We start from the raw sequence: 14,578 nt of genomic DNA on the forward strand, positions 1-14,578 counted from the left end.
ATTAGAAAACAACATCTAGTTCTAGCATTACATCTTGTTTCTGCGCTTGGATATAACGAAGTAAACGATCTGCCACTTCAAAACTACCATGTTTAAACAAAGCACGTACACCTTGTGCAGAGCAATCAAAAATCAAACATTCAATACTAAACTCACCATCTTTATCACTCAAATGCAAGGCTAAATCGCGTGGATATTGTTCAACATATTCTTTTTGATCAAGCTGTAAAAGCACACCAAAGTAGTTCATATCCACAATATTTACATCTATCACATCCGACAAATGACGATGGGTCAGTTTGCTTTCTGGTTGTAGAACTTGAATACGCTCTTCACCACGGCGATCCATATTTTCCATTTGATCACGAGTCAAATTAATAATGCCATCTAAGCCTTGAATCGACTCACCTTTCAAATAGGTGGTAAATAAGGTCATGGTTTCTTTGCGACGCTGTAGTTGTGGTACATGATCGGCATTAGCAATCATGGCAAATTGAACATCGGGACATTGTAGTGCAAATTTTGCATTTTCATACGGCAATGTAAAGCTGTCGTACTGACCACACGCCACCAAAGTATTGACCTGTGGTACAGGCACTTGACTCAACCGAAGTAAACGTGTGCAGTTAATTTCATAACGTTCTTGTTCAGTTGCCGAGAACTCAGCCATTTGCTTAAAGAAAAGTCGTTTTGCAGTCGGTGACATACGCGTTTTATCGAGTTTGGCATGATTGACCAAATATAGAATCACCGCTTGACCGAATTCATCCATACGCTGCTCTTTCATCAGCATTAAAGACTCTTCAAGTAACATGCGCCAACTTTTGCGGGTTTCTTGCATCACCCCCATCAAAATCATTTTTTCCACAAGCTCTGAATGCTGTTGTGCAAAAAATGATGCAATCACTGAGCCGAGTGAAATCCCTACAACATCAACTTTATTTACGCCAACAATATCTAACCACTGCCCGAGCATACGAGATAAGTCAGGCAACTCTAGAGTCCCTGCCGATAAACCACTGTCGACATTGGTAATTTGCTGATTTGAGCCCATCGAAGGTAAATCAATTAAGATGACAGGACCACTTTCAAAAAATTGTTCTACACAATATTTATAAGAGCTAAAGTTTTGGAATGCTCCACCAATAATCACAATGGGTGTATTATGAATTGTGCTTGGATCGGCAATTGCCATGTACTCGATTTTCCAACCATCAATCCACGTAGTTCGTGCCGGTTGCTTAAAACTCCCCTTATGATAGATGTCAAAAAACCCAAAACCTGTGAAGTTTTGATGTAATTCTGGATCCATCTGGATAATGGAATTCATTTCCTACCTCCATCCCTGCTTTATTTTTTTATTTTGCAAGTTAAGTTGTTCTTCCAATGATCAAAAAATATCGAAAATTTATATGTCATCAATATCCTATATGCTTTCATTCTATACAGATGTCAGATTTCTTAGCAATCACTATATTGACCGCTCATCCAATTAAAACGGTCATATTGGCAAAAAAAGCGTTACAAAATTTGACCCACTCCGCATTTCTTCCCGAATAGGCATAGATTGTTTATAGTCGCACTGCTACTATCAAAGAGATATTTTCAACGATCAAATATAAGGCTATGCAAGATTCAATTGAACAGTATATGCAAACTGTAGGTCAACAAGCCCGTCAGGCAGCAAGTGTGCTGGCTGCTGCAACTACACTTGTAAAAAATAACGCATTATCTGCCATTTATACTGCTTTGGAAGCGAATGAACCGCAAATTCTCGCTGCCAACAAAATAGACATAGAAAAAGCGCTTACAAACAACTTGGATAGTGCCTTACTTGATCGCCTTGAACTGAACCCCAAACGTTTTAAAGATATGCTACAAGGCTTAAAAGATGTGATTAGCCTGATTGATCCAATTGGTGAAATTACAGATTTGGCTTACCGCCCAAGCGGTATTCAAATTGGTAAAATGCGCGTTCCTTTAGGTGTTGTTGGCATGATTTATGAATCACGTCCAAACGTCACGCTTGAGGCGGCATCACTTGCGCTCAAATCTGCCAATGCGATTATTTTACGTGGTGGTTCTGAAGCTTTAAATTCAAACCAAGCAATTGCTACTGCAATTCAACACGGATTAAAAGTTTCAGGTTTACCTGAAAACTGCGTACAAGTGATTAATACACCTGACCGTGCTGCCGTAGGTCAACTCATCACATTGTCTGAATATGTGGATGTGATTGTGCCTCGTGGTGGTAAAGGACTGATTGAACGTATTACCAATGAAGCAACCATTCCTGTAATTAAGCATTTAGATGGCAACTGTCACGTTTATGTTGAAGCTCAAGCCGATTTGCAAAAAGCACTGCCGATTGCTTTGAATGCTAAAACACATCGTTACGGTGTATGTAATGCAATGGAAACACTCCTTGTCGACGAAAAAATTGCCGAAGAATTTTTACCACGCATTGCTGAACTGTATGCAGAAAAGCAAGTGGAACTCCGTGGTTGCCGTGATGTACAAAAAATCTTAGGAGCTGCAGTGAAACCTGCGAGTGAAGAAGATTGGTACGAAGAATATCTTGGACCAATTCTTGCGGTAAAAGTTGTTTCAGGCATAGAAGAAGCAATTCAGCACATCAACAAATATGGGTCACACCATACTGACTCGATTATCACTGAGAACTTTAGCCTTGCACGTCAGTTTTTGACTCGTGTCGATTCAAGCTCTGTTATGGTCAATGCATCTACTCGCTTTGCTGACGGTTTTGAATATGGTTTAGGTGCTGAAATTGGTATTTCAACAGACAAAATTCATGCCCGTGGGCCTGTTGGACTCGAAGGTTTGACGTCACAAAAGTGGATCGTTTTGGGTGATGGACAAATTCGTCAATAAACCGCTAAGCATTGAAATATAATTAAAAGTTAACCAATATTTAATTCGTTTAGGTATTGGGTTTTCACTAAAACCCTACAAGAAAGTAAATGCTTATCATTTTTAAATGTTAAAGTATTGATAATTTTAAACAATTAACTGATAAATTTTAAGTATTAATAATTCAGCAGTCGATAATGCTTAAGTCTAATCACCTAAAGTCTATCTAGGCTATAAAAACAACGCATGGTACAACATAAACACGATCTAGATTGCATCAATAAAAAGAGCAATGGATCAACAAGATGACTACTTCAAATTACAATTTCGGGTAATAAAACGTGTCTACATCAGTATTAGTAATTAACTGCGGTTCTTCTTCAATCAAATATGCGCTTGTTTCAGAGCGTCGTGAAGATCGTATTTTTGGACTTGCAGAAAACTTAGGTTCTGCTGAGGCGCGTATTAAAGGAGTGACTGCTGGGAATCAGCCGTTGGAATTGTCTATTCCACATGCTGACCACGAAAAAGCCTTGGAAACCATCCTTTCTCGTCTTGCTCAATATAAACCACAAGCCATTGGTCATCGTGTTGTACACGGAGGCACATTGACCAAAGCAGAATTATTGACACCTGAAATTGTAGAACGTATTCGTGAAGCAACGCCACTGGCACCACTTCACAATCCTGCCCACTTAGTTGGTATTGATGCAACTATGCGTCTATTCCCAGAGTTACCACAAGTGGCTGTATTTGATACCGCATTTCATCAAACTATGCCATCGCATGCTTACCGTTATGCATTACCAAAGTTCTTATATACACAACATAATGTACGTCGTTATGGTTTTCATGGAACAAGCCATGCTTATGTATCTGAACGCGGTTCAGAGCTTGCAGGTAGCTTCAAGCAAGGTGGTTGGTTAACAGCACATTTAGGTAATGGTAGCTCGACTTGTGCCATTTGGAATGGTCAAAGTGTTGATACTTCTATGGGTCTTACACCGCTTGAAGGCGTAGTGATGGGTACACGTAGTGGTGATGTCGATCCAAGTATTCACAGCTTCCTTGCAAGCAATTTGGGTTGGGATATTTATAAAATTGATAAAATGCTCAACAGCCAATCAGGTTTGTTAGGTCTTTCTGATTTATCGAATGACATGCGTACATTGATTGAAGCTTCTGAACAAGGCAATGAAGATGCGAGCCTTGCGATTGAAGTGTTTTGCTACCGCCTCGCAAAATCATTAGCAGCACTTAGTTGTGGCTTACCACGTATTGATGGCTTATTTTTTACTGGTGGCATTGGTGAAAATTCAGCATATATTCGTGAAAAAACAATGTCTTACCTACCACACTTTGGTTTTAACCTCAGCAAAGAAAACAATGATGGTTTAAAACGTGGTACTGAAGGTCGTATTGATACAGGAACAGGTCCACAAATTTGGGTTGTGCCAACGGATGAAGAAGGTCGTATTGCAAAAGAAACTGAGCATGTTGTTAACCATGAGGTACAACAGGCAATAAAAAAGTCTGAATCTGGAGTAGCGACTGTTTAACAGTCGCTTTGCCTTATGCTGTATTACCTTTTGATTTATTGATTATTTTAATTTTAGCTTTTCCGTTTTAAGAGCAGCTTATGAAAACAATTTTATTGGTTCCTACTGGCGAAGGTGTGGGTCTTACATCGGCATGTTTAGGTTTAGTTTATGCCCTTGAGTGCCAAGGTGTTAAAGCAGGTTTTTTAAAACCTTTTTCACAAGAAGCAAATACACAACCCGATCGTACTACCGCACTTTATCGTCATATTTCAAATGCTAAAACTGTAGAGCCTATTGCTTACAGTAAAATTACTCAAGCATTGAATACCAATGAAGTTGATGAGTTACTTGAAGAAGCCGTCAGCCTACATCGTCAAATTGCTAAAGCACATGACATTATTATTGTTGAAGGCTTAGTGCCAACAGCGCGTGATACATTTGCAAGTGATTTAAATGTATCACTTGCGCAAGCCCTCGATGCAAAAGTGATTTTTGTCAGCAATGCTGATATTAATCGCCCTGCACACACAGCTGAAAAAGTTGAATCACAAGTACGTAACTTTGGCGGTTCATCTGCAGCACGAAATGTTGGCGTACTCTTCATGCGTACCCGTGGTCTGCCTGAAGATTCAGCACAAATTCCTGTAACGATTGATCCGAATTTAAGACTGATTAGTGACACGATAAAATTTACTGCTGAATTACAAAAAACTTGCCCACAACTCGGTTCAGAGCAATTACCCGTCATTGGCTTAGTTCCTTTTAGCGATACGCTCAGTGTCCCACGTCTCTCTGATTTGGCAGCCCAATTACAAGCCACTTGGATCAATGAAGGTAAAGCAAAACAACGCCGTGTTTTACACAGCAGTTTAATTGCATCGAACATTGAACATGAGCTACACAAATTTATTGCAGGCGAGCTGATTATCAGTGCATCTGACCGCATTGATGTATTACTCGCAAGTAGCCAAGCCACCAATAATGGCGTTCCACTTGCTGGTTTAGTATTGACTGAACATCATGCACCAAATACTCAAGTTTTAGATTTCTGCCAGTCTGCAATTAAAAATGGTCTGCCAATTTTACATACACCACTCAGTACTTTTGCCACAGCAGAGCAACTTGCAAATCTCAGTAATGAAATTCCTGTTGATGATACTGAACGTGCTGATCAAGTGACCCGTTTTGTATCAAGCCACATTAACCAAGAATGGTTGATTCAAGTTTTGAATGGCGATTATAAACCGCGCTTATCTCCTTCTGCATTCCGCCATGAATTGGTACAAAAATCGATTGCGGCTAAAAAACGGGTTGTTTTACCTGAAGGTGATGAGCCACGCACCATTCAAGCGGCGGCGATTTGCCAATCTCGTGGTATTGCACAATGTGTATTGCTTGCAAAACCTGAAGCTGTACTTGAAATTGCTAAAGCACGTAATATCGAGCTTCCATTTGATTTAGAAATTATTGATCCTGATCTAATTCGTGAAAACTACGTTGCACAAATGGTCGAGATGCGTAAAGGTAAGTTAGACGAAGCTCAAGCACGTGAACAACTACAAGATACCGTTGTACTTGGCACAATGATGTTGGCACTCAATCAGGTCGATGGCTTGGTTTCAGGTGCTGTTCATACCACTGCAAATACGGTTCGTCCAGCATTCCAACTGATTAAGACTGCACCGAATTATTCACTCGTATCATCATTATTCTTTATGTTGTTGCCAGATGAAGTCTTGGTCTATGCAGATTGTGCTATCAATCCAGATCCAGATGCTGAACAATTGGCTGAAATTGCAATTCAATCTGCAGATTCTGCTAAAGCTTTTGGGATAGACCCTCGTATTGCAATGATTTCTTACTCGACGGGTACATCAGGTACAGGTGCAGATGTTGAGAAAGTTGCCAAAGCCACTGAAATTGCAAAACAACGTCGCCCTGATTTACTCATTGATGGCCCACTTCAATACGATGCAGCGTCCGTTGAAAGTGTTGGACGCTCTAAAGCACCTGATTCTCAAGTTGCGGGTCGTGCGAACGTGTTCATTTTCCCTGATTTAAATACAGGCAATACCACTTATAAAGCCGTTCAGCGTTCTGCCAATGTCGTGAGTGTCGGGCCAATGTTGCAAGGTTTAAATAAACCTGTAAATGATCTATCTCGTGGTGCTTTAGTCGATGATATTGTCTTTACCATCGCTTTAACTGCGATTCAGTCTGAGCAACAAGAAGCGTAAATCTACGATTTAAACGCTTTCGTTTTTGAGAAAAACCATCTAATTGAAAAATTAGGTGGTTTTTTAATATTAGAGAAATATGCAAAACCATCAGACATAAAAAAAGAAGATAAAGCGTTAGGCTTGATCTTCTTTCTGACCGTAGATCCAAGTTGCAGCAATATAAACACTAAAGCCTACAACCATTAGGATGCTTGAAATTGTCATATTTCACATCTCAATTTTTGATGAGACTATTATGTGAAAGTTATATGACAAATTTATGACAATAATAAAATATCCCAAAAAATACAATATCATTTATTTTCAACAAGTTATAATAAAAATATGTGGTTTATGCCATAATTCCATATCATTTTCATAAAATATTACAGTCATATTGTCACAATTCAGATGTCAATATAAAAACCCATCGCAGACAAAACTCATTCAACAAACCATTAAACTTTCGCCCAAAGCTTACTCAAAAGCCCCAAAACAATTGCATTTTATCTTATAATTTAGCCCGCTAGCTATCAGCCCGCTCAAGAGATATTTGTATGACTACTATTATCAAGCAAGATGACTTGATCACATCAGTTAAGGATGCGCTTCAATTTATTTCTTACTACCATCCACAAGACTTTATTCAAGCAATGAGTCGTGCGTATGACCGTGAAGAAAACAAAGCTGCCAAAGATGCGATTGCACAAATCTTAATTAACTCTCGTATGTGTGCAGAAGGACATCGTCCAATCTGCCAAGATACCGGTATTGTCAACGTATTTGTTGATGTGGGCTTAGACGTTAAATTTGATTTAACCTTAAGCCTAGATGATGCAATTAACGAAGGTGTACGCCAAGGTTATTTAGAAAACTCTAACGTACTTCGTGCATCTGTTTTAGCTGATCCTGCTTTTGGTCGTAAAAATACCAAAGATAACACCCCTGCTGTAATTCACTATAAACTCGTTCCAGGTAATAAGGTCGATATTACTGTTGCGGCTAAGGGTGGTGGTTCAGAAAATAAATCTAAACTTGCCATGTTAAACCCTTCTGATTCAATCGTAGATTGGGTACTCAAAACTGTTCCAACAATGGGTGCAGGTTGGTGTCCACCAGGTATGCTTGGTATCGGGATTGGTGGTACTGCTGAAAAAGCCATGATGCTTGCAAAAGAATCGCTCATGGAAGAAATTAACATGGACGAACTTCTTCGTCGTGGACCTGAAAACAAAATTGAAGAACTCCGTATGGAAATCTTCGAAAAAGTGAATGCTCTTGGTATTGGTGCTCAAGGTCTTGGTGGTTTAACGACTGTTCTTGATATTAAAATCAAAGATTACCCATGTCATGCTGCGGGTAAACCTGTTGGTATGATTCCAAACTGTGCGGCAACTCGTCATGCACACTTCACATTAGATGGTTCTGGCATTGCGCACATTCAAGCACCTAAATTATCTGATTACCCAGAAGTAACTTGGGATTCTTCATCTTCTAAACGTGTTGATTTAGATAACATCACGCAAGAAGAAATGAATTCATGGCAGCCTGGTGATACTTTACTTTTAAACGGTACAATTTATACAGGTCGTGATGCTGCGCATAAACGCATGTGTGAAATGCTCGACAATGGCGAAGAACTTCCTGTAGATCTTAAAGGTAAATTTATTTACTACGTGGGTCCAGTTGATCCAATTAATGATGAAGTGGTTGGTCCTGCAGGCCCTACAACTGCAACACGTATGGATAAATTCACACGCCAAGTGCTTGAAGCAACAGGTATGTTCGGCATGATTGGTAAAGCTGAACGTGGTCCAACAGCAATTGAAGCGATTAAAGACAACAAATCGACTTACTTAATGGCTGTAGGTGGCGCGGCTTACCTTGTATCTAAAGCTGTTCGCCAAGCAGAAGTTGTTGCCTTTGCAGACTTAGGGATGGAAGCCATCTACAAATTTGTAGTTGAAGATATGCCTGTTTCTGTCGCTGTTGATGTGAATGGTACTTCTGTTCATGCCACTGCACCAAAAATTTGGCAAGCGAAAATTGGTAAGATTGATGTAGTTGATGCTGCTGCAAAATAATCTCTAATTATTTTCAGATTCAACTTGAATTCTGATGAAAAAGCACTCTATGATTAGAGTGCTTTTTTTATTTTTACAATAATGAGAATAAAAATGTATTCCTTCCAATATTTACCTGTTTTACTTTTGATGACTTTTAGTGGTTTTAATATGGCATGTTACGCCTCTCCCGCAACTGAAGAGAGTGTCACCAAATTAATTCAACTGTCGGAGCTTAATACGTTACTTGATCAATCTGCCCATGACATGCAACCCTATTTTGATCAACAGGCTGAAGATCTGATTAAACAAGTCACTGCGACAAAAACACTGAATATTGATGCGCAGAATGCTGCTTTACAGGTCAGTGCCTTACTGTCTGATCTGCATCAACAAATGATTCACAATCCTAAATTTATACAAATATTTAAAGAAACCTTTAAGAAGACTTATACCGAAGAGGAACTCCAAGCCTATATTTCCTTTTTAAGCACACCAATGGGACAAATTATTAATAAAAAAACCAACAAAGTCATGTCTGAAATTCACACTCAAACAGCACAATTATCAGAACAGTCCATGACAACACCCGAATACCAAGAAGCCTTTAAAACTAAGCTAATAGCAATTATTCAGCCATTAACAGCAACAGAATAATTTAAATTCTGCTGAAAAATGACGCATTTAAAAATACACCCAAATACTTATATACTCATGGAAAATCATCTTGTAATGAAATTTTTAAAACCGTTTTTAATTGGGTCAATTTTTTTGATGAGTCCATTTAGTTTTGCAGCACCCGCAAGCGATCAACAAATTCAGCAGTTATTTAAAGTTATGAATTTAAATCAATTGATGCAAAATACAATTCAACAAATTCGTCCCCAACTCGATCAGCAAGCCTATCTTACGATTCAAGCCGTTGTGGGGTATGAAAAACTTTCCCCTCAAGAACAAATTGTTGCCAATGAACTATCAGACAAACTGTATCAGCAAAGTCTAAAAAGTATTGCTTGGGAACAAATGCAGCCGATTTATCAGAAAATTTATAAAGACGTATACAGTGCTGAAGAAGTTCAGGCACAAATTAACTTTTACTCAAGCCCTATGGGACAATCCATTTTAGCAAAAGCACCGCTTGCGACACAGGAATCAATGAAAATCATTAACAGTCGCCTTACGAAAAATATGCAGGCAACAGAAGCAGACTTTAAAGATATTCAGCAGAAAATTAAAGCCTTACAAAAAGCAGCTCAATAGTCAAAAAACTTAAATGCAAAACAGAGCGTAATATACACTCTGTTTTTCAACGTGAAAAATCACCGCAACTGACCTAATTCATGATAAGTCGACTTACCAAGTCAATGGATTCCAAAGCTTAAATGGTACCGTCGTATGTACATCATCACTTGCATGATATTTACCACTATCAATCTTTTCAGAACCCTTAACCAATTCCCCTTGGCTATCCAACTCACCGACAAAATTGAGTCCTGGCGTTTTAAGTTGAGTCATACCAATTTCTTTCAAACCCTGACGCGTTGGCATCTGCATAAGCGGTCCCACTCTAAGCAGACTCGCATCACCATTTGGTCCACCACGGAACTGTTCTTCTTCATATTTTACAAAATATTGTTGCCCTGCTTTGACAGAAAAAAAAGTAGATTTTGGTTTTTGAAAATGAACCACGGTCAAAGGACGACTCATACTCAGCTTATAATCACCCTCTGCTAACTCAACCCAATAATAATGATTACTGATAAGGCTTGGAATACGTTTTCCATTCAAAAAGAAATTCGTCGCAATAATCTCTTGCCGATTCCATTTACTATCAGGTCGATAAAAATACACCACAGCAGCTTGTGGATTTTGTGGTTTAACCAACTTGAAATATTGACCTGGTGCTTGATTAACCCAAGAACCTACAGAAAATTTACCAACTTTGTATTGATCGAGTTTAGATGAAACCAAAGAATCTTCTTTTTCATAATCAATTTGATCGAGTGTAGAAACTACCTGACCTGTTTGTAGTTGCTGCTTTTCTACGGTTTTATGGCTTTGACAAGCACTCAGCCCACAACCCACTAAAAGCATTAAACCTAAGTAACGCATGATTATCCCTCACCGCGTATTTTTTATTTTCGTTATCTAAAAGTACTATTTTCCATATTGAGCTTAACATTTCAATGTCATTTTAAACATAAAAAAACGTGTAAAAAGCCAAGCTTTTTACACGTTTCAGATGAATTGCAACTTAAAGCATTGAAATCCTTTAAGCAGACTTACTTTCAATCACTTTCAAATCAACTTTGGTTTCAGACGGTTTGTCTTTTTTCGGTTGACGTTCAGGTAAATAAATCGGTGCTGCTTTATCATTAATCACAGCTTCATTAATCACCACCGTACCTACATCTGTACGTGTTGGTAAATCATACATCGTTTCAAGCAAAATATTTTCTAAAATAGAACGTAGACCACGTGCGCCTGTATTTCGCTCAAGTGCACGTTTTGCAACGGCACGTAATGCAGAATCTTCAAACAACAGATCAACATTTTCCATTTCAAATAAATACTGATATTGACGCGTTAAAGCATTTTTCGGCTCTGTCAAAATTTGCATCAACGCTTCTTCATCTAGCTCTTCAAGTGTTGCAAGTACAGGCAAGCGACCAATAAATTCAGGAATTAGACCAAATTTAACCAAATCGGCTGCTTCAACTTGACTGAACAATTCAGAGACTTTTTTCGTATCATCTTTGCTCTTCACATCAGCTGTAAAACCAATGCCACCTTTTTCCTGACGCTGTTGTACCACACGCTCAAGACCTGAGAATGCACCACCACAGATAAACAGAATGTTTGAAGTATCAATTTGAATAAATTCTTGTTGCGGATGCTTACGCCCACCTTGTGGTGGAATTGAAGCAACCGTACCTTCGATCATTTTCAGCAAAGCTTGCTGTACACCTTCACCTGACACATCACGTGTAATCGATGGATTCTCAGATTTACGGGTAATCTTGTCGATTTCATCGATATAGATAATCCCTTTCTGAGCTTTTTCCACATCATAATCAGCTTTTTGCAAAAGCTTTTGTACAATGTTTTCAACATCTTCACCAACGTAACCTGCTTCGGTTAATGTCGTTGCATCTGCCATGGCAAAAGGCACATCAAGCAAGCGTGCAAGTGTTTGTGCAAGTAATGTTTTACCCGAACCTGTTGGCCCAATCAGTAAAATATTACTTTTTGCAATTTCAACACCATCTTCAGGCTTATGCCCCGTTTGAGATACTTTTAAACGTTTATAATGGTTATAAACCGCAACAGATAATGTCTTTTTCGCAAGATCTTGACCAATCACGTATTGATCGAGCGCCGCACGAATCTCATGTGGCTTTGGTAATGGACGATTTGCCCAATCACCTGTTTCAACTTGTTGACTAGTCTGAACGAGGTCAAGGCAAACATCGACACACTCATTACAAATGTATGCGTCTTCGCCTGCGATCAGTTTTCCAACTTCCGACTGCGTTTTTCCGCAAAATGAACAATGTTTTTGTCCCTGAGGATGATCGGACATTTTTACTCCAAATTTTGAATCTTTATAAATAATCGCCTACAAATAATTTATAGCTGCGGGCGTTTTGAAAGAACTTGGTCGACTAGACCATATTCTTTTGCCTGTTCAGCGGTCATAAAATTATCACGATCTGTATCACGTGCCACTTTTTCAAAATCTTGACCACTATGTTCTGCCATTAAACGGTTTAAACGCTCTTTGATGAACAAAATTTCACGGGCATGAATTTCTATATCAGATGCCTGACCACGGAAACCACCAAGCGGTTGATGGATCATCACACGTGCATTTTCTAAGCAATAACGTTTGCCTTTTGCACCAGCATTCAATAGGAAAGCACCCATAGAAGCGGCTTGACCCATACAATACGTCACAACATCGGGCTTAATAAACTGCATAGTGTCGTAAATTGCCATGCCTGCAGTCACGGAACCACCTGGTGAGTTAATATAAAGGTGAATGTCTTTTTCAGGGTTTTCAGCTTCAAGAAACAACATTTGTGCGACAATTAAATTCGCCATATTGTCTTCAACTTCACCTGTTAAAAAAATCACGCGTTCACGTAAAAGACGTGAAAAAATGTCGAAAGAACGCTCACCACGTGAAGACTGTTCTACGACCATTGGCACTAAAGCGTTTTCAATTGATGAAACATACATACTTTATTTATTCCTGAATTTTTGTTACTTCACTCATAATGACAATATGAGGGATAATTACTGAAATTGCAAAATATTCACCATTAAATATTAGATATTTTTTACATCAGCATTTTAATTTCAGGTTGATTAACACAATTGATACAGCATAAAAAAAGGCGCATGAAGCGCCTTTTTTTCAATTACAGAAGCTTAGCCTTGTTGGCGAGCTTGCTGTTCTTTCAATAATTCTTCGTAAGATACAGGTGTTTCAGTCACTTTTGCAGAAGCAAGAATGTGATCTACAACTTGATCTTCAAGTACAACGCCTTCAATTTGCGCACGTTGTTGCTTGTCATTTTTAAAGTATTCAATCACTTCAGTTGGATCTTCGTAAGAAGAAGCCATATCATCGATATATGCTTCAACACGAGCTGGATCAACTTCAAGTTTAGCATCAGCCAATAATTTGCTTACAAGAATGCCTAGTTTAACTGATTTTTCAGCTTGTTCTTTGAACAAGTCATCAGGAAGCATGCTGCTGTCAAATGCTTGCGCACCTTGAGCACCAAACTGCTGAGTGAACTGCTGAATCATTTGTTGACGTTGACGGTCAATTTCTTGAGCAAGCATAGATGCTGGAATTTCAACTTCATTAGCAGCTACAAGTGCATCAAAAGTTGCGCTCTTCACTTGGTTACGTAGACCATTTTTCACTTCACGTTCCATATTTTTACGAACGTCAGCTTTTAATTTTTCTACGCCTTCTTCTTCAGTTAAACCGAAGATTTTAAGGAATTCAGCATCAATTTCTGGAAGTTTTTGTTTTTCAACAAGCTTCACAGTAATTTTGAACTGAGCTGCTTTACCTGCAAGGTTTTCAGCTTGATAGTCTTCAGGGAAAGTTACATCAATCACTTTCTCTTCGCCTTTCTTCATACCGATGATGCCATCTTCGAAGCCAGGGATCATACGACCTGAACCTAATACAAGTTTGAAGTCTTCAGCAGAACCGCCTTCAAATTTCTCGCCATCAAGTGTACCTTCGAAATCGAAAGTTACTTGCATGTCTTTTTTCGCCATGCCTTTTGTTTCAGCCCAAGAAGCGCGTTGCTTCTGTAGGTTTTCAAGCATAGTATCAACATCTTTATCGTTGATTTCAGTTGATTTACGTTCAACTTCTAAACCGTCAAACTTTACGTCAACTTCTGGATAAACTTCAACAGTTGCTTCAAAAACTAAAGCATCTTCTTTGTTTTCAACTTTATCAATGTTTGGCATGCCTACAGCATTGATTTTTTCTTGTTGAATCGCTTCGAATACTGTGTCACGAATTACATCGTTCACAACTTCTTGATAGATGCTTGCGCCATATTCACGACGAACAACGTTCAAAGGCACTTTACCTGGACGGAAGCCGTTGATCTTTACAGTTTTGGCACTACGTTTCAAACGAGCTTCAAATTGCTCGTTCACACGGCTCGTCGGTACAGATACAGTTAAACGACGGGCAACGCCCGAAACCGCTTCAGAAGTTACTTGCATGGCTTCCTCGATATAGAAATAGTAATTGCAATTTTTAAAGTGTCATATTATATGACAACAATGAACGATATACAAAGCGAAAGATTTAAAGCACTCAAACTTCATCATTTACTTATCT

The 14,578-nt window shown here is 38.8% G+C and carries 11 protein-coding genes; 6 read left to right on the plus strand and 5 right to left on the minus strand.

Annotated features, from left to right (window positions below; translation table 11 throughout):
* Position 1: 1 nt before the first annotated feature.
* A complete protein-coding gene (locus tag ACK2M2_RS03190; RefSeq protein ID WP_419346102.1) occupies positions 2-1,330 on the minus strand; it encodes an alpha/beta fold hydrolase in 1,329 nt (442 codons plus the stop codon).
* Positions 1,331-1,626: 296 nt separating this feature from the next.
* Here ACK2M2_RS03190 and ACK2M2_RS03195 point away from each other — a divergent pair, with 296 nt between their 5' ends.
* The 6 genes from ACK2M2_RS03195 (at position 1,627) to ACK2M2_RS03220 (ending at position 9,954) form a co-directional block, all read left to right on the plus strand.
* Positions 1,627-2,892: a glutamate-5-semialdehyde dehydrogenase gene (locus tag ACK2M2_RS03195; RefSeq protein ID WP_419346103.1), complete on the plus strand. Its 1,266-nt coding sequence runs from the start codon at positions 1,627-1,629 to the stop codon at positions 2,890-2,892.
* Positions 2,893-3,212: 320 nt separating this feature from the next.
* Positions 3,213-4,430 carry an acetate/propionate family kinase gene (locus ACK2M2_RS03200; RefSeq protein WP_419346104.1) on the plus strand — a complete coding sequence of 406 codons (1,218 nt, stop codon included), beginning with the start codon at positions 3,213-3,215 and terminating at the stop codon, positions 4,428-4,430.
* A gap of 80 nt (positions 4,431-4,510) precedes the next feature.
* Positions 4,511-6,649, plus strand: a complete 2,139-nt coding sequence (gene pta, locus ACK2M2_RS03205) for a phosphate acetyltransferase (RefSeq protein WP_419346105.1) — start codon at positions 4,511-4,513, stop codon at positions 6,647-6,649.
* A gap of 539 nt (positions 6,650-7,188) precedes the next feature.
* Positions 7,189-8,715: a fumarate hydratase gene (locus ACK2M2_RS03210; protein ID WP_419346106.1), complete on the plus strand. Its 1,527-nt coding sequence runs from the start codon at positions 7,189-7,191 to the stop codon at positions 8,713-8,715.
* Between the two features lie 93 nt (positions 8,716-8,808).
* Positions 8,809-9,351: a DUF2059 domain-containing protein gene (locus ACK2M2_RS03215; protein ID WP_419346107.1), complete on the plus strand. Its 543-nt coding sequence runs from the start codon at positions 8,809-8,811 to the stop codon at positions 9,349-9,351.
* A 117-nt stretch (positions 9,352-9,468) separates the two neighbouring features.
* A complete protein-coding gene (locus ACK2M2_RS03220; RefSeq protein ID WP_419346108.1) occupies positions 9,469-9,954 on the plus strand; it encodes a DUF2059 domain-containing protein in 486 nt (161 codons plus the stop codon).
* Between the two features lie 93 nt (positions 9,955-10,047).
* Here the strand turns inward: ACK2M2_RS03220 and ACK2M2_RS03225 are convergent, their stop codons facing one another.
* The 4 genes from ACK2M2_RS03225 to tig form a co-directional block, all read right to left on the minus strand.
* Positions 10,048-10,806, minus strand: coding sequence for a DUF2846 domain-containing protein (locus ACK2M2_RS03225; protein ID WP_419346109.1), 759 nt, complete (start codon positions 10,804-10,806; stop codon positions 10,048-10,050).
* A 160-nt stretch (positions 10,807-10,966) separates the two neighbouring features.
* Positions 10,967-12,277 carry an ATP-dependent Clp protease ATP-binding subunit ClpX gene (gene clpX, locus ACK2M2_RS03230; protein WP_409510273.1) on the minus strand — a complete coding sequence of 437 codons (1,311 nt, stop codon included), beginning with the start codon at positions 12,275-12,277 and terminating at the stop codon, positions 10,967-10,969.
* A gap of 47 nt (positions 12,278-12,324) precedes the next feature.
* On the minus strand, positions 12,325-12,936 hold the full coding sequence (gene clpP / locus ACK2M2_RS03235) for an ATP-dependent Clp endopeptidase proteolytic subunit ClpP (RefSeq protein ID WP_409510272.1): 612 nt from the start codon (positions 12,934-12,936) through the stop codon (positions 12,325-12,327).
* A 192-nt stretch (positions 12,937-13,128) separates the two neighbouring features.
* Positions 13,129-14,460 carry a trigger factor gene (gene tig, locus ACK2M2_RS03240; RefSeq protein ID WP_409510271.1) on the minus strand — a complete coding sequence of 444 codons (1,332 nt, stop codon included), beginning with the start codon at positions 14,458-14,460 and terminating at the stop codon, positions 13,129-13,131.
* Positions 14,461-14,578: the final 118 nt, after the last annotated feature.

The organism is Acinetobacter sp. TY1 (assembly GCF_048551395.1).
GTDB lineage: Bacteria > Pseudomonadota > Gammaproteobacteria > Pseudomonadales > Moraxellaceae > Acinetobacter.